Origin of the sequence: Streptomyces sp. NBC_01689 (assembly GCF_036250675.1) — a bacterium.
Classification (GTDB): Bacteria; Actinomycetota; Actinomycetes; order Streptomycetales; family Streptomycetaceae; genus Streptomyces.
Genome location: NZ_CP109592.1, coordinates 6,619,421 through 6,639,607, shown reverse-complemented (window position 1 = coordinate 6,639,607; position 20,187 = coordinate 6,619,421). Strand labels below are relative to the sequence as shown.

General features: G+C 72.9%; 21 protein-coding genes and 1 pseudogene. 13 read left to right on the top strand and 9 right to left on the bottom strand.

The features are described 5' to 3' along the window. Window positions 1–28: 28 nt before the first annotated feature. Both OG776_RS28285 and OG776_RS28280 read right to left on the bottom strand, forming a co-directional pair. Entirely contained in the window at window positions 29–1,045 is a 1,017-nt protein-coding gene (locus OG776_RS28285; protein WP_148013801.1) for an aldo/keto reductase, read from the bottom strand. Beyond that, on the bottom strand, window positions 1,042–1,524 hold the full coding sequence (locus OG776_RS28280) for a MerR family transcriptional regulator (protein WP_148013802.1): 483 nt from the start codon (window positions 1,522–1,524) through the stop codon (window positions 1,042–1,044). Before OG776_RS28280 ends, OG776_RS28285 begins: the two co-directional genes overlap by 4 nt. Before the next feature lie 110 nt (window positions 1,525–1,634). Between OG776_RS28280 and OG776_RS28275 the strand changes: the two genes are divergently transcribed. Continuing rightward, window positions 1,635–2,105 carry a GNAT family N-acetyltransferase gene (locus tag OG776_RS28275; RefSeq protein WP_148013803.1) on the top strand — a complete coding sequence of 157 codons (471 nt, stop codon included), beginning with the start codon at window positions 1,635–1,637 and terminating at the stop codon, window positions 2,103–2,105. Between the two features lie 19 nt (window positions 2,106–2,124). After that, complete coding sequence (locus tag OG776_RS28270; protein ID WP_148013804.1) at window positions 2,125–2,946, top strand: serine hydrolase domain-containing protein; 822 nt, start codon at window positions 2,125–2,127, stop codon at window positions 2,944–2,946. A 62-nt stretch (window positions 2,947–3,008) separates the two neighbouring features. Here OG776_RS28270 and OG776_RS28265 read toward each other — a convergent pair whose 3' ends face one another. Further along, complete coding sequence (locus tag OG776_RS28265) at window positions 3,009–3,671, bottom strand: pirin family protein (protein ID WP_187286032.1); 663 nt, start codon at window positions 3,669–3,671, stop codon at window positions 3,009–3,011. A gap of 135 nt (window positions 3,672–3,806) precedes the next feature. Between OG776_RS28265 and fasR the strand changes: the two genes are divergently transcribed. From fasR to fabF, 5 genes are all read left to right on the top strand, one after another. Next, complete coding sequence (fasR, locus tag OG776_RS28260; RefSeq protein WP_148013805.1) at window positions 3,807–5,012, top strand: fatty acid biosynthesis transcriptional regulator FasR; 1,206 nt, start codon at window positions 3,807–3,809, stop codon at window positions 5,010–5,012. 89 nt (window positions 5,013–5,101) lie between these two features. Next, complete coding sequence (locus tag OG776_RS28255) at window positions 5,102–6,025, top strand: ACP S-malonyltransferase (RefSeq protein ID WP_329322727.1); 924 nt, start codon at window positions 5,102–5,104, stop codon at window positions 6,023–6,025. A 16-nt stretch (window positions 6,026–6,041) separates the two neighbouring features. Next, entirely contained in the window at window positions 6,042–7,073 is a 1,032-nt protein-coding gene (locus OG776_RS28250; protein ID WP_148013807.1) for a ketoacyl-ACP synthase III, read from the top strand. A gap of 71 nt (window positions 7,074–7,144) precedes the next feature. Continuing rightward, complete coding sequence (locus OG776_RS28245) at window positions 7,145–7,393, top strand: acyl carrier protein (protein ID WP_148013808.1); 249 nt, start codon at window positions 7,145–7,147, stop codon at window positions 7,391–7,393. Window positions 7,394–7,493: 100 nt separating this feature from the next. Continuing rightward, window positions 7,494–8,765: a beta-ketoacyl-ACP synthase II gene (fabF, locus tag OG776_RS28240; protein WP_148013809.1), complete on the top strand. Its 1,272-nt coding sequence runs from the start codon at window positions 7,494–7,496 to the stop codon at window positions 8,763–8,765. Window positions 8,766–8,932: 167 nt separating this feature from the next. Here fabF and OG776_RS28235 read toward each other — a convergent pair whose 3' ends face one another. Beyond that, the gene (locus OG776_RS28235) at window positions 8,933–9,427 is read right to left on the bottom strand and encodes a DUF3145 domain-containing protein (protein WP_148013810.1); all 495 of its coding nucleotides are present in this window, start codon (window positions 9,425–9,427) and stop codon (window positions 8,933–8,935) included. 243 nt (window positions 9,428–9,670) lie between these two features. Here OG776_RS28235 and OG776_RS28230 point away from each other — a divergent pair, with 243 nt between their 5' ends. Both OG776_RS28230 and OG776_RS28225 read left to right on the top strand, forming a co-directional pair. Continuing rightward, on the top strand, window positions 9,671–10,570 hold the full coding sequence (locus OG776_RS28230) for an SGNH/GDSL hydrolase family protein (protein ID WP_329323774.1): 900 nt from the start codon (window positions 9,671–9,673) through the stop codon (window positions 10,568–10,570). Between the two features lie 96 nt (window positions 10,571–10,666). Then, window positions 10,667–11,644, top strand: coding sequence for an aldose epimerase family protein (locus tag OG776_RS28225; RefSeq protein WP_148013811.1), 978 nt, complete (start codon window positions 10,667–10,669; stop codon window positions 11,642–11,644). 155 nt (window positions 11,645–11,799) lie between these two features. Here OG776_RS28225 and OG776_RS28220 read toward each other — a convergent pair whose 3' ends face one another. After that, entirely contained in the window at window positions 11,800–14,301 is a 2,502-nt protein-coding gene (locus OG776_RS28220) for a beta-glucosidase family protein (RefSeq protein WP_443077291.1), read from the bottom strand. A gap of 190 nt (window positions 14,302–14,491) precedes the next feature. On the opposite strand from OG776_RS28220, the gene OG776_RS28215 reads away from it, so the two are divergent. After that, on the top strand, window positions 14,492–15,067 hold the full coding sequence (locus tag OG776_RS28215) for a TetR/AcrR family transcriptional regulator (protein WP_329323772.1): 576 nt from the start codon (window positions 14,492–14,494) through the stop codon (window positions 15,065–15,067). A 141-nt stretch (window positions 15,068–15,208) separates the two neighbouring features. Here OG776_RS28215 and OG776_RS28210 read toward each other — a convergent pair whose 3' ends face one another. The 3 genes from OG776_RS28210 to OG776_RS28200 all read right to left on the bottom strand — a co-directional run bounded on the left by OG776_RS28210 (window position 15,209) and on the right by OG776_RS28200 (window position 16,798). Continuing rightward, on the bottom strand, window positions 15,209–15,547 hold the full coding sequence (locus OG776_RS28210; RefSeq protein WP_148013813.1) for a YrdB family protein: 339 nt from the start codon (window positions 15,545–15,547) through the stop codon (window positions 15,209–15,211). A 25-nt stretch (window positions 15,548–15,572) separates the two neighbouring features. Continuing rightward, the gene (locus OG776_RS28205; protein ID WP_315986956.1) at window positions 15,573–15,704 is read right to left on the bottom strand and encodes a hypothetical protein; all 132 of its coding nucleotides are present in this window, start codon (window positions 15,702–15,704) and stop codon (window positions 15,573–15,575) included. Window positions 15,705–15,982: 278 nt separating this feature from the next. Next, window positions 15,983–16,798, bottom strand: a complete 816-nt coding sequence (locus OG776_RS28200; RefSeq protein WP_329322726.1) for an NAD(P)-dependent oxidoreductase — start codon at window positions 16,796–16,798, stop codon at window positions 15,983–15,985. A 118-nt stretch (window positions 16,799–16,916) separates the two neighbouring features. Between OG776_RS28200 and OG776_RS28195 the strand changes: the two are divergent. From OG776_RS28195 to OG776_RS28185, 3 genes and pseudogenes are all read left to right on the top strand, one after another. Beyond that, window positions 16,917–17,276: pseudogene (locus OG776_RS28195) on the top strand (LysR family transcriptional regulator); the annotation flags it as partial. A 122-nt stretch (window positions 17,277–17,398) separates the two neighbouring features. Beyond that, a complete protein-coding gene (locus OG776_RS28190; RefSeq protein WP_329322725.1) occupies window positions 17,399–17,935 on the top strand; it encodes a LysR substrate-binding domain-containing protein in 537 nt (178 codons plus the stop codon). Next, window positions 17,932–19,281: a pyroglutamyl-peptidase I family protein gene (locus tag OG776_RS28185; protein ID WP_329322724.1), complete on the top strand. Its 1,350-nt coding sequence runs from the start codon at window positions 17,932–17,934 to the stop codon at window positions 19,279–19,281. The genes OG776_RS28190 and OG776_RS28185 overlap by 4 nt, the downstream gene beginning before the upstream one ends. 33 nt (window positions 19,282–19,314) lie before the next feature. Here OG776_RS28185 and OG776_RS28180 read toward each other — a convergent pair whose 3' ends face one another. Continuing rightward, window positions 19,315–20,130 (bottom strand): EI24 domain-containing protein, encoded by an 816-nt coding sequence (locus OG776_RS28180; protein ID WP_148013816.1) that lies wholly within the window; start codon window positions 20,128–20,130, stop codon window positions 19,315–19,317. Window positions 20,131–20,187: the final 57 nt, after the last annotated feature.

The window sequence follows — 20,187 nt, the reverse complement described above, 5'->3', positions numbered from 1 at the left end:
GACGGCGCCCGCCGTGCTCCTGCTCCCGCTACTCCCGCCCCGCCGACGAGAACGACATGTCGGCGTACCGCTCCCCGGCCACCTTCGAGGCGATCGGCTCCAGCAGCGCCATCTCCTCGTCGCCGAGGACGATCCGCGTGGCCGCGGTGTTCTCCTCGACCCGGACGCGCCTGCGCGTCCCCGGGATCGGGACCGCCGCCACCCCGAGCACGGCGGCCCGCCGCTGCACCCACGCCAGCGCGATCTGCCCGAGGGAGGCGCCGTGCGCCTCGGCCGGCGCCCGGACCGGCTCCAGCAGGGCGCCGTTGACGGCCGCGTTCTCGCCGGTGAAGCGGGGCTGCTGACGGCGGAAGTCGGTCGCGGTGAGGTCGGTGTCGGCGTTCGCGAACGATCCGGTCAGGAAGCCGCGCCCGAGCGGCGAGTACGGGACGAGCGCCACGCCCAGCTCCGCGGCCGCCGGCACCACGCCCGCCTCGATGTCCCGGCTGAACAGCGACCACTCGGACTGCACGGCCGTGATCGGGTGCACGGCGTGCGCGGCGCGCAGCTCCCCGCCGGTGACCTCGCTGAGCCCGAGGTGCTTGACCTTGCCCTCGCGCACCAGTTCGGACATGACTCCGACGGTCTCCTCGACGGGGATGTTCACGTCGCGGCGGTGCATGTAGTAGAGGTCGATCACATCGACGTCCAGCCGCCGCAGGCTCGCCTCGACGGCCTGGCGGATGTACGGGGCGTCGTTGCGGATCACCCGGGTCGTGGGGGCGTCCGGCGGGATCGACAGGCCGAACTTCGTGGCGATGACGAGTTCGTCGCGGTGCGCCTTGAAGAACGGCGACAGGAACCTCTCGTTCTCGCCCTGGCCGTAGGCGTCCGCGGTGTCGAAGAGCGTGACGCCGAGTTCCAGCGCCCGCTCCAGCGTGGCCCGCGCCTCGTCGGCGTCGGTGGGCCCGTACGCGAAGCTCATCCCCATGCAGCCCAGGCCCTGCGCCCCGACCTCGGGGCCGTCGGTGCCGAGCCGTACCTTCGCGATCCTGCCGTCCGTCATCGGGACCTCTCCGACGCCAGGGCACGCCCGGCGTCCGCATAGAAACTGATCTTGTGGTCGAGGACCGCCAGGGTGTCCTGGAGCTCCGCGATCCGCGCCTTCACGTCCCGGCGGGTGGCCTCCAGGAGCTCGAAGCGCTCGAAATAGGTGCCGTCGCCCTCGCGCACGAGTTCCGCGTAGCGCACCATGTCGGCGACCGGCATACCGGTGAGCCGGAGTTTGCCGACCAGGCTCAGCCAGTCCAGGTCGCGGTTGCTGTAGCGGCGCTGCCCGGTGTGCGAGCGGTCGATGTGCGGCATGAGACCGATCCGCTCGTACCAGCGCAGGGTGTGCGCGGACAGGCCGGTGAAGGCGACGACCTCGCTGATCGTGTAACTGTCCTGGCCGTCCGGGCGCCGCTGCCGCTCGGGGGGCGCCGCGCACACATCGGTCCTGGTGCCGGTCTCGGCGGCCCCGGCCGTGGTCTCCATCACCGTCATGACCCCCACGCTAAAACCTTGGAGTGCACTCCAAGCAAGCGGATCCGGGTAAAAGACGCGGGCGGCGAAACGGCGGACGTCCGCGGGGCGCGCTGGCTACCGTGCGGATCATGACTCTCGTACGCCGTGCCCTGCCCGAGGACGCACCCGAGGTGCTCCGTCTGCGCCAGGTCATGCTCGACTCGGTCTTCACCACCGACGGCTCCACGGAGTGGCACGCCGGGTCCCTCCCGACGATACGCGGCAGGCTGGCCCGTCCCGAGGGGGACTTCGCGGCCTTCGTCGTGGACCATCCGGACCTGCCGGGCGCCCTGGCCGCGCTCGTCGCCGGGACCGTCGAGTACCGGATCGGACGGCCCGGCAATCCGCGGGGTGCCGTCGGCCATGTCTTCAGCGTCGCCACCGACCCCGGCCTGCGACGCCGGGGGTACGCGCGGGCCTGCATGGAGACACTGCTCGACTGGTTCCGCGAGCGGGACGTGCGCCAGGTCGACCTGAACGCCTCCGCCGAGGCCGAGCCGCTGTACGCGTCCCTCGGGTTCGTGCGCAAGCCGGACCCCTCGATGCGGCTGCGGCTGTGAGCCGCTTAGGCTCGTACCCATGTCCCTGCGCAGCCTGGCGTCGATCGAGAACTGGCCCGTCCCCACCGCCGCGGCGGCCGTCGTCCGCGCGGACGGCACGCTCACCGGTTCGCACGGTCCGCTCGACCACCGCTTCCCCCTCGCCTCGGTCACCAAGCCCCTCGCCGCGTACGCCGCGCTCGTCGCGTACGAGGAAGGGGCCGTCGACCTCGACGAGCCGGCGGGGCCGGCCGGCTCGACGGTCCGTCATCTCCTCGCGCACACCTCGGGACTCGCCTTCGACGAGCACCGGGTGACGTCCGCGCCCGGGGAGCGGCGGCTGTACTCCAACGCCGGGTTCGAGGTCCTCGGGGACCACATCGCCAAGGCGACAAACATCCCCTTCCCGGAGTACCTGCGGCAGGCGGTGCTGGAGCCGCTGGGCATGACGGGTACGTCACTGAACGGGTCGCCCGCCAGGGACGGGGTGTCGACGGTGGCGGACCTCGTGCGCTTCGCCACCGAGCTCCAGGCGCCGCGACTGCTCGATCCGCGGACGGTCGCGGAGGCGATGACCGTGCAGTACCCCGGGACGAAGGGGGTGCTGCCGGGGTACGGCCACCAGAACCCCAACGACTGGGGGCTCGGTTTCGAGATCCGTGACTCCAAGTCCCCGCACTGGACGGGCTCCTCGTCCTCGCCGCGCACCTTCGGCCACTTCGGGCAGTCCGGTACGTTCCTGTGGATCGACCCGGTGGCCGGTGCCGCGTGCGTCGCCCTCACGGACCGGGCGTTCGGACCCTGGGCGGTGGAGGCGTGGACGCCGTTCACGGACGCGGTGCTGGCCGAACTGCGCGGCTGACGCGGCTCCGGGGACGCCGGGGACGGTTCCCCGGGCCACCGCACGGGATGCGGGGCTGGATCTCAGCGCGCGGCCGTCATCTCCCACAGCAACAGCTCCGCGGGAGTCGTCGCCACCGCCTCCAGGTCCTTCGCGTCCGTCACCCGGGCCGCGTCGCCCGGCCCCAGGTCCCCGCCGTCCAGCCGCACCTCGCCCCGGACCACGTGGACGTACACATGGGCCGCGTCCGGGACCGCCGTCCGCTCCCCCTCCGCCAGCCGCCGCACGTGCAGCATCGCCTCCGCCTCCGGGACCGCGTACGGCGTGGAGTCCGCGATGCCGTGGACGATCTCGTAGGACGGAACCCCACCGGGTACCACCGGCGCCAGCCACATCTGCACGAACACGAGCGGCCCCGGCCCCTCGTTCCGCTCGACGTGCCGCACACCGGCCCCCGCGCTCAGCCGCTGCACGTCGCCGGCCCGCACCACCGACTCGTGACCGGCCGAGTCGCGGTGGGTCAGCTCCCCCTCCACCACCCACGTGACGATCTCGGTGTGGCTGTGCGGGTGCTCGTCGAAACCCGCGCCGGGCGCGAGCCGTTCCTCGTTGCAGGCGATCACCGCACCGAAGCGGAGGTTGTCCGGCTCGTAGTGCGGTCCGAAGGAGAAGGCGTGCAGCGAGAAGATCCCGGCCGCCGGGTCCCCTCCTGGGTAGCGCTCGTCACCGCGCCGTACCTCGATCACATCCGCCACATCCGCCACATCCGACAGCGCCGTACGGCCGTCACGTCCCCCACCGTAGCCCCGCCCCCGCTCCTCCCCGGCCCGATGGGAGACCCGCCGCCGCACAGCTCCGTCCTGATAAGGCAGTCTTGTCCCGTGCCCGAACCCGAACGCAGCAACACCGAGCGCCCAGCGCACGCCGTCCACACGCACTCGGCGACCCTGAAGCGGCTGGAGAAGTCGTCCGGAAGTCTCGCCGCGCAGGCCATCGCGCGGATGGACGAGACGCTGCCGTGGTACCGGGCCATGCCACCGGAGAACCGTTCCTGGATCGGTCTGGTCGCCCAGGCCGGCATCGCCGCGTTCACCGAGTGGTTCCGGCGTCCCGACGCGCCCCAGGCCATCTCCACCGACGTCTTCGGCACCGCCCCCCGCGAGCTGACCAGGGCGATCACCCTGCGCCAGACCGTCGAGATGGTGCGGACGACGATCGAGGTGATGGAGAGTGCCATCGACGAGGTGGCCGCCCCCGGTGACGAGTCGGTGCTGCGCGAGGCACTCCTCGTCTACGCCCGGGAGATCGCCTTCGCCACCGCCCAGGTCTACGCGCAGGCCGCCGAGGCCCGCGGAGCCTGGGACGCCCGGCTGGAGTCCCTGGTCGTGAACGCCGTGCTCTCCGGCGAGGCCGACGAGGGCGCCGTCTCCCGCGCCGCCGCCCTCGGCTGGAACTCCCCCGAACACGTCTGCGTGGTGCTGGGAACGGCACCCGACGGTGACAGTGAGCTGACCGTCGAGGCCATCCGGCGCGCCGCCCGGCACGCCAAGCTGCAGGTGCTGACCGGCGTGCTCGGGGACCGGCTCGTGGTGATCGCGGGCGGCAGCGACAACCCGCTCGGCGTCGCCAAATCGCTGATCGGCCCGTACGCCGCCGGACCCGTCGTCGCCGGGCCGATCGTGCCGGACCTGCTCGCGGCGACCCGCTCGGCGCAGGCCGCCGCGGCCGGCCTGAAGGCGTGTTTCGCCTGGCAGGACGCCCCGCGCCCGGTCCTCGCCGACGATCTGCTGCCGGAACGCGCGATCGCCGGAGATCCGTCGGCCCGTGAGCAGCTGGTGGAGGAGATCTACAGACCACTGGAGGAAGCCGGCTCCGCGCTGCTCGAAACCCTCAGTGTCTATCTGGAACAGGCGAGCAGCCTCGAAGGCGCGGCGCGCATGCTCTTCGTTCACCCCAACACCGTGCGCTACCGGCTACGACGTGTGACTGACGTCACCGGTTGGTCACCCTCGGATGTACGATCCGCCTTCACCCTGCGGATCGCGCTCATCCTGGGGCGTCTGGCCGATGGAGATCTCCAGACGTAGGCATTTGTCGAAGCTCTACAATTCCCCTTCGTGTTCTTCGTCCCTGTCCCCACGGGCGGCTTCGGCCGTCCACAAGAGAGAGTGTGAGAGTGCTCGTACTCGTCGCTCCCGGCCAGGGCGCCCAGACGCCCGGCTTCCTGACCCCCTGGCTCGATCTCCCCGGTGCCGCCGACCGCCTCGCCGCGTGGTCGGACGCCATCGGTCTCGACCTTGCCCACTACGGCACGCAGGCCGACGCGGACGCGATCCGGGACACGGCGGTCGCCCAGCCCCTTCTGGTCGCCGCCGGACTCCTCTCCGCCGCGGCCCTCGGCGACGTCGCCGACCTCGCGCTCGGTGCCGTCGCCGGACACAGCGTCGGTGAGATCACCGCCGCCGCGTTCGCGGGCGTGCTCGACGACACCGCCGCGCTGACGCTCGTACGCACCCGCGGCCTCGCGATGGCCGAGGCGGCCGCCGTGACGCGGACCGGTATGTCGGCGCTGCTCGGCGGTGACCCGGAGACGACGGTCCCGCACCTGGAGAAGCTCGGGCTGACCCCCGCGAACGTGAACGGCGCGGGCCAGATCGTGGCCGCCGGCACGCTGGAGCAGCTGGCCGCCCTGGAGACGGACAAGCCCGACGGGGTACGCCGCGTGGTGCCCCTGAAGGTCGCCGGCGCGTTCCACACGCACCACATGGCTCCCGCCGTCGAGGCGCTCGCGCAGGCCGCCGAGGACCTCGCCCCCGCGGACCCGCGCGTCACCTACGTCTCCAACAAGGACGGCCAGGCCGTCAAGTCCGGCGACGACGTCCTGAAGCGGCTGGTCGGCCAGGTGGCCAACCCGGTCCGCTGGGACCTGTGCATGGAGACCTTCCAGGAGCTCGGCGCGACGGCGCTGATCGAGGTGTGCCCGGGCGGCACGCTCACCGGCCTCGCCAAGCGCGCGCTGCCCGGTGTGAAGACCCTGGCGCTGAAGACCCCAGACGACCTCGACGCGGCTCGCGAGCTCCTCGCCGAGCACAGCGCCTGACAAGGAGCCCGAGAGCATGTCGAAGATCAAGCCCAGCAAGGGCGCTCCGTACGCGCGGATCCTGGGCGTGGGCGGCTACCGTCCCGTCCGGGTCGTGCCCAACGAGGTGATCCTCGAGACGATCGACTCCTCCGACGAGTGGATCCGCTCGCGTTCCGGCATCGAGACCCGGCACTGGGCCTCCGACGAGGAGACCGTCGCCGCGATGTCGATCGAGGCGTCCGGCAAGGCCATCGCCGACGCCGGGATCAACGCCGACCAGATCGGCGCCGTGGTCGTCTCCACCGTGTCCCACTTCAGCCAGACCCCGGCCATCGCCACCGAGATCGCCGACAAGCTCGGCACGGACAAGGCCGCCGCCTTCGACATCTCGGCCGGCTGCGCGGGCTTCGGTTACGGCCTGACCCTCGCCAAGGGCATGGTCGTCGAGGGTTCCGCGGAGTACGTCCTGGTCATCGGCGTGGAGCGGCTGTCCGACCTGACCGACCTGGAGGACCGTGCGACGGCCTTCCTGTTCGGTGACGGCGCGGGCGCGGTCGTCGTCGGCCCCTCCCAGGAGCCGCACATCGGCCCCACGGTGTGGGGCAGCGAGGGCGACAAGGCCGGCACCATCAAGCAGACCGTCCCGTGGGACCGCTTCCACGTCGGCGACGTCTCCACCCTCCCGCTCGACTCCAAGGGCGAGATCAAGTTCCCTGCGATCACGCAGGAGGGCCAGGCGGTGTTCCGCTGGGCCGTGTTCGAGATGGCGAAGGTCGCCCAGCAGGCGCTGGACGCGGCCGGGATCAGCCCGGACGACCTGGATGTCTTCATCCCGCACCAGGCCAACGAGCGGATCATCGACTCGATGGTGAAGACGCTGAAACTGCCGGAGCACGTCACGGTCGCCCGGGACGTACGCACCACCGGCAACACCTCGGCCGCCTCGATCCCGCTCGCGATGGAGCGGCTCCTGGCGACCGGTGAGGCGAAGAGCGGCGACACCGCGCTCGTCATCGGATTCGGGGCGGGTCTCGTGTACGCCGCCACGGTCGTTACCCTCCCCTAGGCACACCGTCCGGACCACTCCGGCCGGAGTACCGCCACACCCTCTGGATACATACCGAAGGAGCGCCTGACATGGCCGCCACTCAGGAAGAGATCGTCGAAGGTCTCGCCGAGATCGTGAACGAGATCGCCGGGATCCCCACCGAGGACGTCCAGCTGGACAAGTCCTTCACCGACGACCTGGACGTCGACTCGCTGTCCATGGTCGAGGTCGTCGTCGCCGCCGAAGAGCGCTTCGACGTCAAGATCCCGGACGACGACGTCAAGAACCTCAAGACCGTCGGCGACGCGACCGACTACATCCTCAAGAACCAGGCCTGATCCGCGGACCGGGCCCGGCCCGGTCCATCGATCAGCCCGTTGCCCCGCCACCCGGCGGTGGCGCCGCTGAATCCTCGTATCCGTTGGAGAAAGAATTCCCGTGAGCTCGACCAATCGCACCGTGGTCGTCACCGGTATCGGCGCAACCACACCGCTGGGTGGCGACGCAGCCTCTACCTGGGAGGGCCTGGTCGCCGGCAAGTCCGGTGTCCGCCCCCTGGAGCAGGAATGGGCCGCCGAACAGGCGGTCCGTATCGCGGCGCAGATCGCCGTGGAACCGGGCGAGGTCATCCCCCGCCCGCAGGCCCGCCGTCTCGACCGCTCGGCGCAGTTCGCGCTGATCGCGGCCAAGGAGGCCTGGGCGGACGCCGGCTTCACCGACCGGGCCGGCGACGACCCGGCCATCGACCCGGACCGCCTCGGCACCGTCATCGCCTCCGGCATCGGCGGCGTGACGACCCTGCTCGACCAGTACGACGTGCTGAAGGAGAAGGGCGTCCGCCGCGTCTCCCCGCACACCGTCCCCATGCTCATGCCGAACGGCCCGTCGGCCAACGTGGGCCTGCTCGTGGGCGCCCGCGCCGGCGTGCACACCCCGGTCTCCGCCTGTGCGTCGGGCGCCGAGGCCATCGGCTACGCCATCGAGATGATCCGCACCGGACGCGCCGACGTCGTCGTCGCCGGCGGTACCGAGGCGGCCATCCACCCACTGCCCATCGCCGCCTTCGGCAACATGATGGCGATGTCCAAGAACAACGACGACCCGCAGGGCGCCTCGCGGCCCTACGACGTCGCACGCGACGGCTTCGTGCTGGGCGAGGGCGCCGGCGTCCTGATCCTGGAGTCCGCCGAGCACGCCGCCCAGCGCGGTGCCCGGGTCTACGCCGAGGCGGTCGGCCAGGGCATCTCCGCCGACGGCCACGACATCGTGCAGCCGGAGCCGGAGGGCCGCGGAATCTCGCAGGCCCTGCGGAACCTGCTGGACAACACCGACCTGGACCCGGCCGAGATCGTGCACGTGAACGCGCACGCGACCTCGACGCCCGCCGGCGACGTGGCGGAACTGAAGGCGCTGCGCAAGGTCTTCGGTGACGACGCCGACCACATGGCGGTCTCCGCGACCAAGTCGATGACCGGTCACCTCCTCGGCGGCGCCGGGGGTGTGGAGTCGGTGGCGTCGGTGCTGGCGCTGTACCACCGGATCGCTCCGCCGACCATCAACGTCGACAACCTCGACCCCGAGGCCGAGGAGAACGCCGACATCGTGCGCGGGGAGGCCCGCAAGCTGCCCGTCGAGGGCCGCATCGCCGCACTGAACGACTCGTTCGGGTTCGGCGGGCACAACGTGGTGCTGGCGTTCCGTACGGTCTGAAACCGGCCGTAGCCGCACTGAACGGCGCGTGGCCCGGACTCCCTGGCGGAGTCCGGGCCACAGCCGTCTGTTCGTCTCGTCCGCCCTGTTCGCCGGGGGCGGGGTCGTACGGGCCGGGCGCGCGGTTCGCCGCGTCCCCGACGGCCTCCCGTCACGCCCTCATCGGGTCAGACCACCTGGTGGAGCCAGCGGACCGGGGCGCCCTCGCCCGCGTACCGGAAGGACTCCAGTTCGTCGTCCCAGGGCTTGCCCAGGAGCTTGGCGAGGTCGGCCTCCAGGTCGGTCTCGCCGCGCTGGGAGCGCAGGAGCGCGGCGCGCAGCCGGTCCTCGGGGATCAGGATGTCGCCGTGGATTCCGGTGACGGCGTGGAAGATGCCGAGTTCGGGGGTGCAGCTGTAGCGCTCGCCCTCGGCCGTGGCGCAGGGCTCGGCGGTCACCTCGAAGCGCAGCATCTGCCAGCCGCGCAGCGCGGAGGCGAGTTTGGAGGCGGTGCCCACCTCGCCCTTCCAGGAGAACTCGGATCTCCAGGTGCCCGGCGCCGCGGGCTGCCGGATCCAGTCGAGGTTGACGCGCGTACCGAGGACGCCCGCGACCGCCCACTCGACGTGCGGGCACAGCGCGCGGGGCGCGGAGTGCACGTAGAGAACTCCACGTGTCGTCACTGGGGCCTCCGGGCAGAGCGAGACATCTTGTAACTTAGCGGAACGGCAGTGGCAGGGCGGCCACGTGGCGAGGCTACCGTGCGGCGGCGCGAGGAGTGTGACGTACCGTCGGTCCCAGCGCCCATAAACCTTGAGGTTTCACCCGAGGGGACGCGGCGCGACCGATCGTGTACCGCGGGATGTCGGCCGACCGTGTCGGTCAGGTGCTGACCAGACATGTTCAACGAACGAGGGGAGCAGGGGATGCGCATCCGCAGCCACCGTCCGCGCGCGGTCCTCGCCGTGGTCGCGGCGGCCCTGCTGGGTGTCGCCGGGTGCGACGGCTCCGGTGGCGGCTCCCCCTCCTCGCACGGCAGCGCCGGGAGCCGTACGTCCGCGAAGCCGGCGCCCCTGTGGAACCGCAGTCCCCGCTCGGTGGCCGCCGTCGGGGACTCCATCACCCGGGGCTTCGACGCCTGCACGGTGCTGTCCGACTGCCCCGAGGTCTCCTGGGCGACCGGTACCGACACCGGGGTCCGCAGTCTGGCCGTGCGGCTGCTCGGACGGGAGGGGGCCGCCGAGCGCAGCTGGAACTACGCCGTGACCGGTGCGCGGATGGCGGACCTGCCGGGGCAGATGGCGCGGGCCGTCGCCCGCGAGCCGGAGCTGGTGACCGTGATGGTGGGTGCCAACGACGCCTGCCGCTCCTCGGTGTCGGCGATGACCTCGGTCGCCGACTTCCGCGCGGACTTCCAGGACGCGATGGCGACCCTGCGCGAGGAGCTGCCGCGCACCCAGGTGTACGTGTCGAGCGTGCCGGACCTGAAGCGGCTGTGGTCCGAGGGGCGCGGCAACGCGCTGGGCCGGCAGATCTGGAAGCTGGGCATCTGCCCCTCGATGCTGGCCGACGCGGACTCCCTCGGCACCCGGGCGACGCTGCGGCGGGCGAAGGTGCAGGACCGGGTGGAGCAGTACAACGCGGTGCTCGGGGACGTGTGCGCCAAGGACCCGCGCTGCCGTTTCGACGGCGGCGCGGTCTTCGGCTTCCGCTTCGGCACGGACCAGCTGAGCCACTGGGACTGGTTCCATCCCAGCAAGGACGGTCAGGCCCGGCTCGCGGAGCTGGCCTACCGGGTGGTGACGGCCCGGCGGCCGGCGGGCTGAGGACTGTCGTCCTGCCCGGTGGACGGGCGTGCCGGGACGTGCGCGGCCGGGCCGCCCGGGGTGGTGCGCACAGGTCGTTGGCCTAGGCTTCCGATCATGGACAGCGAACTCTTCGGCACCCTTCCCGACGGCAGCCCGGTCCACCGCTGGACGCTGGAGCGTGCCGGGGTGCGGGTGCGGATCCTGACGTACGGGGGGATCGTCCAGTCGGTCGAGATCCCCGACCGGGACGGGCACCGCGCGGACGTGGTGCTGGGCTTCCCCGGCCTCGACGGGTATCTCGCGCACCCGGACCCCTATCTCGGGGCGCTGGTCGGGCGGTACGCCAACCGGATCGCCGGCGGCCGTTTCCCGCTCGACGGTGTCACCTACCACCTCGCGCAGAACAACGCCCCGAACTCCCTGCACGGCGGGGAGCGCGGTTTCGACAAGCGGGTGTGGGACGCGGAGCCGGTGGGGCACGGGCTGCGGCTCACCCGGGTCTCGCCGCACGGCGAGGAGGGGTTCCCGGGCCGCCTGGAGGTCACGGTGATTTACGCGCTGGACGCGGCGGGCGCCCTGCGCATCACGTACGAGGCGGTCACCGACGCGCCGACGGTGGTGAACCTGACGAACCACTCGTACTGGAACCTGGCCGGTTCGGGGAACGCGGGCGGGCATGAACTCCGGCTGGCCGCCTCACGGTTGACGCCGGTGGACGCGGACCTGATTCCCACCGGTCCGCTGGAGTCGGTGGACGGCACGCGCTTCGACTTCCGGACGGCGCGCGGGACGGGGGCCGGGTACGACCACAACTTCGTGCTGGACAAGGGGACGACGGCGGACGCGGTCGGGATCGCGGAGCTCCACGACCCGTCCTCCGGGCGGGTGCTGACGGTCGCGACCACCGAGCCCGGCATCCAGCTCTACACCGGGGACCACCTGGGCGACCCGTTCGCGCCCGGCGACGGGATCGCGCTGGAGACGCAGCACTATCCCGACTCCCCCAACCGGCCGGAGTTCCCGAGCACCCGGCTGCAACCGGGCGAGACGTACCGCTCGGAGACGGTGTACGGGTTCGGGGTGCGCTCCTGAGGAACGCGCGCCCGGGGGACGCGGGCGCCTGAGCGGTTCGGGACCGTCAGGGATGTCCGGGACATCTGGGGCGGCCTGGGCGGCCGGGAACCGACGAGCCCCGGTCCGGAGGTCAGGTTCCGGACCGGGGCTGCTCGGGAGGGGCTCGTCCCGGGTCAGACGTTAATCGTCGCCACGACCCGGCGGTCGGTGATCGAGCGGCCGGCGGCAACCTCGTACGAACCCTTCACAAACACCCATGCGCCCGCGTCCTCGTCCCAGATCTCGAAGGCCCGGCGGGGGATGTCGAGCACGGCCTCGGCGCTCTCGCCCGGCCCGGCCTCCACGGCGGCGAAGGCGGCGAGCCCGTGGACCGGGCGCTCGCCGTCCGCCTCGACCGGCGTCAGATAGAGCTGGACGACCTCGCGGCCGGGACGTGCGCCGCAGTTGCGGACGCGGACCGTCACCGACGCGGCACTGTCCGCGCCGCCCTCGCCGCGACCGGTGGACGGTACGACCGCCTCGTACGCCCAGTCGGTGTAGCCCAGGCCGTGCCCGAACGGGTACGTGGGGGTCCTGCCCGCCCTCTCCCAGGCCCGGTGTCCGATGAAGACACCTTCGCTGTAGGCGAGTTCCCCGTCGACGGGGACCACCTGGGTGACGGGGGCGTCCGCGAGCGGTCCCCAGGTGGTGGGCAGCCTGCCGCCGGGCTCGTGGGCGCCCGTGAGGACGTCCGCGAGGGCGCTGCCGCCCTCCTGCCCGGGGAACCAGGTGAGCAGCACGGCGGCGACCTCCTCGCGCCACGGGAGTTCCACCGGGGAGCCGGAGTTGACGACGACGACGGTGTTCGGGTTGGCGGCGGCGACGGCGCGCACCAGGTCGTCCTGGCGTCCGGGGAGCCGGAGGTTCTCGCGGTCGAAGCCCTCGGACTCGACGCGCTCGGTGGTGGCGACCACCACGACGGCGGTGTCCGCTGCGCGGGCCGCCTCGGCCGCCTCGGCGATCAGCTCGTCGGGATCGCGCCGCGGTTCCTGGTGGACGAGGGTGAAGCCGACCATCCGCAGGGGCGCGCCCTCGGGGTGGACGACCACCTGGCGCAGGGACACCTCGTAGGTCTCGCCGGCGGTGAGATCGACCCGGGCGCGCTCCTCGGGGGCGCCGAAGAACGCCGTGAACGGGCTGTCCTCGGTGGGGAGCTGGGTGCCCTCGAAGTGGACCGTACCGCCGACGGTGAGGGTGAACGCGCCGAGGCCCTTGATGCCGAGGACGTGCGTGCCGGTCACCCGCGGGGTGAAGGTGCCCCGCAGGTCCACGGTGTGCAGGGTGTCGTGGGTGACGCCCTCGGGCAGGTCGTCGCCCATCCACTGGAGGTGGCCGTTGGGCGCGGAGCCGCTGCCGATCACCCGGCCGGCCCGGTCGCGGCACTCCGCGCGGAGTACGAACCCCTTGTCGGCGGGGGCGAGTTCCTCGTTCGGGTCGGCTCCGACCGCGTAGGTCAGGCTGCCCTCGGGGAGCGCGGCGGTGAGTCCGTCGAGCGGCGACACGACGTGGGCGGGGAAGACGGTGGCGGAGCCGCCGCCGAGGACCCGGGCGTCGCGGGCGGCGGCTCCGCTCAGCGCCACCGTGCCGGGGCGCAGCGGCAGCGCCGCGTTCTCGTTGCGTACGAGGACGAAGGACCGGCGGGCGATCTCGCGGGCCAGGGACTCTCCGTCCACCGGCTTCGGCAGCTCGGTGACGGCCGGTTCGGCGCCCGCCAGGATGCCGACGCGGGCGGCGAGCCGCAGGACGTTGCGGACGGCTTCGTCGACCCTCGCCTCCTCGGTCCGGCCCGCGCGGACGGCGGCGGCGAGCGCCTCGCCGTACACGGTCCCGGGACCGGGCATGGCGACGTCGAGGCCGCCCTCGATCGCGCCCACGGTCGAGCGGGCGGCCGTCCAGTCGGAGACGTTGAAGCCGTCGAAGCCCCACTCGCCGCGCAGGATCCCGTTCACGAGACGGTGGTGCTCGGTCATCGTGGTGCCGTTGACCGAGTTGTAGGCGGTCATGATGCCCCAGGGGCGGGCGTCGGCGACGATCGCCTCGAAGGGGGCGAGATAGAGCTCGCGCAGGGCGCGTCCGGAGATGCGGTTGTCGACCGTGAAGCGGTCGGTCTCGGCGTCGTTGGCCACGAAGTGTTTGACGGTGGTGCCGACGCCGCCGGACTGCACGCCCCGTACGTAGCTGGTACCGATGCGTCCGGTCAGGTACGGGTCCTCGCTGTACGCCTCGAAGTGGCGTCCGCCGAGCGGTGAGCGGTGCAGGTTGACGGTCGGCGCGAGCAGCACGTGGACGTGCTTGCGGCGGGCCTCCTGGGCGAGGAGGACGCCGGCGCGGTGGGCCAGGCCGGGGTCCCAGGTGGCGGCGAGCGCGGTCGGCGAGGGCAGGGCGACGGACGGGTCGTCGGCGGTCCAGCGCACGCCCCGCACGCCGATCGGGCCGTCGGACATGACGAGGGAGCGCAGTCCGATCTCGGGGACTTCGGGCAGCGACCACATGTCCTGCCCCGAGAGCAGTCGCGCCTTGGTGTCCAGGTCGAGCCTGCCGAGGGCCGCCTCGACGACCGCCTCGCGCGCCCGGTCGGCCGCGTCGCCGCCCCTGATGACGGTCCGGCTCTCCGCTGTCTCCGCTGCCTCCGTCACGGTGGCACCTCCTCGTTGAAGTCCGTGAAACCCGTGTAGCCCGCGTGGCCCGAGAACTCCGGGCAGCCCGTCAAGTCCGCGCGGTGGTACGGCTGTACGGCCGCGGCCTCCGTCGGACGCTCTCATCCTGCACCCGTTGCCTGTAGAGCGGTAGGTTTCGTTTCCCGGCCGTGATGTCCGGGTGGAGCGGATCCCGTACGGTGGCGCCATGACGAGCAGGACCAGGAGCGAGGAGCGGCGCGCGGAGATCGTCCGGGCGGCCCTGGAGGTGATCGCCGAACGCGGTTACCGGGGCGCGAGCATGGCCGCCGTCGCCGAGCGGGTGGGCCTCACCCAGCAGGGACTGCTGCACCACTTCCCGACCAAGGACACCCTGCTGGTCGCGGTGCTCGAGGAACGCGACCAGTGGGACGCCGTGCCCGACAGCCGGTGGCGGCTGGATCTGCTGGCCTCGCTCACCGAGTACAACGCGATGCGGCCCGGCATCGTGCAGACCTTCTCGGCGCTGCTCGGCGAGAGCGTCACGGAGGGGCATCCGGCGCGCGAGTTCTTCACCCGGCGGTATGCCGCCGTGCGCGCGAGCATGGCGCAGCTGCTGCGCGCCGAGTACGGGGAACGGCTGCCGAGCGGGCTCACGCCGGAGCGTGCCGCCCCGCTGCTGGTCGCCGTGATGGACGGGCTGCAGTACCAGTGGCTGCTGGACCCGGAGTCGGTGGACATGCCGGCCGCCTTCCGGGACTTCCTGGTGCTGCTGGGCGAGGCCTGATCCCCGGCGCCGTCGGCGCGGGGACGCGGCGACCGGGTCCCTCCGGGGCCCCGACGGCCGGTCGGGCCGCCGACGAGGCTCCCTCTCGCCCCCTCGGCGGGCCCGGCGGACCGGTACGCCGTCGCCCGGCCGCCACCGGACTCACTGCCGCCAGACGACCGCCAGTGTCTTGCTGATCACGCAGACCGCCGCGAGCGCGACGGCCCAGCCCGCGGCCCCGGCGAGGGCCGAGGCCGCCGCCCCCGCCCCGAACCAGAGCAGTTCGAAGCCGGCCCGGACCGCGCCACGGGTCCTGCGGGGCGACTTCGGGGAGCCGAACAGCGCCCAGAGCGCGATCAGCACGGCCGGGGCGCCGAGGCCGAGCAGCCACCTCACCGGTGCCGCCCGCTCCCCGCTGAACCCCCAGTACCCGGCGGCCACGAGGACGGCGAGCTCCAGCAGGAAGAGGACGCCCAGGTTCGCCGCCTTGATGGCCCTCATACGCGGCAGTATCACCCGGAAGGGATCACTCCGGCCCCCGGACGGCGGGCACGGCGGCGACGACCTCGATCTCGACCAGCGCCTCCGGCCTGAAGAGGCGGGAGACCTCGAAGGTCATGCTGGTGGGCGGGGTGCCGGTGAGATACCGGGCGCGCACGGCGCCGTACTCGGGCAGCCCGGTGATGATCCGTGAGGCAGGTGCGGATGTTGATGACGTCGGCGAGCGTCGCGCCGTGCGCCCGCAGCAGCGCGTCGATCGTCCACGAAGACGCCCTGGCTCTGTTCGGCCAGGTCGGCGCCGTCCGCGACCTGGCCCGACAGGTACAACAGGGCTGCGCCGCCCGCGAGTTCGACGCGGGCCCCCTGGGAGTAGTCATCGTTGGCGGGCGGGGGCGCACCGGCCGGGTTGTCGAGGGTGATCCGCGCGGAGCCTCCTCAGGCCTGATTCCGGCGGATGCGCCCGACGGCCAGCGCGATGTCCCCGTCGGCGACGGCGGGATCGGCCGCCGCCCGCCGGTAGTGCTCCAGCACCGCCCGCATGGCGGGGAGTTCGGCGCTGTCCGTGGCGAGGGCCACGTCCTTCACCGCGAGCGCGGTACCGAAGTGCACGTCCTCGGCGAAGGCACGGCCGACCGCGCCGCCGAGCGGTCCGCCCGCGAGCGAGCGGCGCACCGTCTCCTCGTCGAGGCCGAGCGCGTCCGCGAGGACCATGGCCTCGGCGACGAGGGCGACCCCGCCCAGGACGGCGGTGTTCACGACGAGTTTGAGCGCGGCGCCGGACCCGGACGGGCCGGTGCGGGTGACCGTGCCGAGAGGGGCGAGCACCCGTTCCACACCGGCCGCGTCGCCGCCCGCGAGAATCCCGAGCTGTCCGGCGGCCGCCTTGTCCGTGCTGCCGGCCACCGGCGCGTCGACGAGCCGTACGCCCTCGCCCAGCCGGGCCGCCAGCTCCTTCACCACGTCCGGGCCGACCGTCGACATCTCCACCCAGTAGGTGCCCGGGCGCAGCTGCGGCACGACGGCGTCCGCGACCTCGCCGAGCGCGGCGGGCCCGGCGAGCATGGTGATCACCACATCGGCGTCCCGGACGGCATCGGCCGGGGAGGCGGCGAGCGTGGCCCCGGCGGCGACCAGTGGGTCCGCCTTCGCGGCGGTCCGGTTCCAGACGGTCAACGGGTGCCCGGCGTCGAGGAGTCGGCGCGCCATCGCCGCGCCCATGTGACCGAGTCCGAGGAATGCGATCTTTTCCATGTCCCCGACGCTAGGCGTGCCCCGGTGATGCGGCAAGCGAATGTCTAGCACGGCTCCCATGCCCGACCCGCATGACGTACCCGGTCTCTCCACCACCTGATTGCGCGTCTTCCTCGAGGTGACCCGGCACGGTTCGTTCACCGTGGCCGCGCGGACGCTCGGCTGGACGCAGTCCGCGGTCTCCCGCCAGATCTCCTCGCTGGAGTCCGCGCTCGGCGGGGCGCCGCTCTTCGACCGGCTGCCCCGGGGTGTCCGGCTGACGGAGGCGGGCCGGGTGCTCGTGCCGTACGCCGGGACGGTGGTCGAGCGGCTGCACGGCGCCGGACGGGAACTGGCCGCGCTGCGCGAGGCGGCGGGCGGCCGGCTCCGCTTCGGCGCCTTCGCCACGGCCGACGCGGCGCTGGTGCCGCGCGCCATCGCCGCCTTCCGCACCCGCCGTCCCGAGGTACGGCTCAGCCGGGAGGAGGGGCTGACCCCCGTGCTGCTCGACCGGTTGTCCGCGGGCCACCTGGACCTGGCGATCGTCTCGACGACGGGCCGTGCCCCCCCCTGGAGGCCCACACCCTGCACCATCTGCTGGACGAGCCGCTGCACGCCGCCGTGCCCACCGGTCATCCGCTCGCCGCCGAGAGGTCGGTACGGCTGCCCCAACTCGCCGACGCCGACTGGATATCCGGTTCCGCCCGCCCCGAGGGCACCCTTCTGGACGCGGCCCTGCGGCACGGTTTCCGTCCGCGGGTCGCGCACGTGGTGGCCGAGTGGACCGCGAAGCTCGGGTACGTCGCCGCCGGTCTCGGGGTGACCCTGGTCCCGGCACCGGCCGCCGGGACCGTACGACCGGACGTCGTCCTGCTTCCGGTGCGCGACGAGGGGGCACCGGCCCGTGCGGTGTACGCGGGGGCGGTCCCCGGCTCCGGCCACGGAGGCGTTCCTGGGCGCGCCGCGGGAGGCCGCGGCACGGATTCCGGTGTGACCCCGGAGGCCCGTCGCACCGGTCCCGCGACACCGCGCACCCTGTCGCTCCCGCGCGCAAGGGGGTCCTGGAGGTCACTCGTCATGGCGTACGTCCCCTCCGTCACGCGATACTGCGGCCGTCCGGAAGCACCCCACGGCGACGGAAGGCATGAACTCCCTTGATCTGCAAAGGCGTTCGGATCGGATTACTCGCACTGACCCTGCTGACGGGGGCCGAGGCCGCCCCCTCCGCGTCGGCCGCCGCACACCCCCGCGCGGCGGACTCCGGCGCGACGGACTCCGGCGTGACGGACTCCGCCACCACCGGCCCCCGCTCCCCCGGCCCCGCCACCGTCGAGGAGCAGCGCCTCGGTCTGGCCGCGCCCCAGGAGATCCTGCGGCGCTCCGGATTCGACTCGGTGGCCCCGGAGTTCGCCCGTGCCCTGGAGCGGACGGCCTCGTACGCGCGGGCCGAGCGGCTGGTCGCACAGCAGGGCGCGCGGCTGTGGCGGCGGGCCGTGGACCGGGCACAGGGACGCGGCCCCGCGAGGGGTGACCTGAGCCGGGACGACGACCGGCCGCTGTACTGGGCGCGGCTCGGGATGACCCGCGAGGTACGGCGGTGGGAACCGCCCTTCGGGCTCTCGGACGCCCGGCGCACCAGGCTGCTGGACACGCTGGAGCGGACCTCGCGCGGCCAGGAGGACGTCCGCCGCCCGCGCGCCGAGGGGGTGAAGCGGATCCTGGTCACCGGGTTCGACCCGTTCACCCTGGACCGCGACGTCCGGATCTCCAATCCGTCCGGGGCCACCGCACTCGCCCTCGACGGCACGACGATCCGGACGGCGGACGGACCCGCGCGGGTCGAGACGGTCGTCTTCCCCGTCCGCTGGCGGGACTTCGCCGAGGGGACGGTGGAGCGGACCCTGCGGCGCCAACTACCGCACATGGATCTATTCATGACGGTCAGTCAGGGACGTGTCGGCCGCATCGACGTGGAGCGCACCAACGGAGCCTGGCGGGGCGGCTTCCCGGACAACGAGAACGTCTCGGTGACCGGCACGGTCCCGGTCGCCGATCCCGCCTCGCAGCCGCAGTGGACGTCGACGACCCTCCCGTACGCGCGGATCGTGGCCGCGGACACGGGCCGCTTCCCGGTGTACGACCACACGTCGGTGACCGAGATCCCGGCGGGCGGAACCGATCCGGTCGTACGTCCGGACGGTCCGACCGCGGGCTCGACGGCGCGTGCCGGGGGCGGCGGTGACTACCTCTCCAACGAGATCGCCTACCGTGCGACGCTGCTGCGCGACCGCCTCGGTCTGCACGACAGCCTGCCGGGCGGCCATGTCCACACGCCCGTGCTGGAGTTCGGCGCCGGGAACACGGACCCGTCGACCGGCGCGGTCACCGACCCGGGGTTCGTGCGCAACCGGCTGGACATCATCGCGCAGGTCCGGGCGATCCTGACGGTGGCGGCGGGTGCCGAGGCGCCCGGCGTCAGCGGGACGGCGAGCACCCGGGACTGACCCGGACGGTGGCGGCGACGGCGAGGACCCGGTTCACGCCGTCGCCCCCATCTCGCGGTCCTCCTGATTCCCCGGGTCCTCCTGGTCCGCGCGGGACTCGCCCGTCTCCTCGCCGAGCAGGTCACGGGCCATCAGCGTGGCGCCCGCGACCGCTCCCGGCATCAGGAAGACGGCGACGACCGGGACCAGGAAGGCGAGGCCGAGCGGAGTGCCGAAGCCCCAGGCCAGCATCTTCCGGGAGCGCAGCAGGGTGAGCCGGGCGCGGAGATCGACGCGGCGGCGCTGGAGGGCCACCGCGGTCAGTTCCTCGGTGAGGAAGAAGCCGGTGACGAAGAAGCCGATCACCGGGACGACCGTCTGCCCGGCGACCGGCACGAAGCCGAGGGCGAAGAGCAGGATGCCCCAGACCAGTGCGCGTACGACGATGCGGAGGCTGTCGCGCGCGGAGATCCACAGCTCGCGCCAGAGCGGCAGCCCGGACTCGGGAGCGGTGCCGTCCGGCGAGACGTCGCGGTCGACCCGCTCGGAGAGCGACTCGTAGAAGGGCTGGCCGACGAGGAGCGTGACCGCGGTGAAGGTCACGACGGCGAGCAGCAGGGCGAGGGCGAAGAGCACGGCGGTCAGGAAGCCCCGGAAGAGGCCCGCCCAGGGGCTCGTCCAGTGGTCCGCGAAGGGGGTGGCCCAGGTGACGAAGTCCTCGCCGTAGAGGGCCAGGGCGATGAGTGCCGCCGCGTACAGCACCAGGGTGATCAGCCCGGGGAGCAGGCCGAATCCGTACTGCTTCCCGTGCCGTGCGACCCATCGCTGGCCCTGTATGAGGTAGTGGAACCCTGCCCCGAGATCACGCATGCGGGCCACCTTACCGGCGCGCCGGCCGCCCTCCCCCGCGCCCGGCGTCCCCGGCCG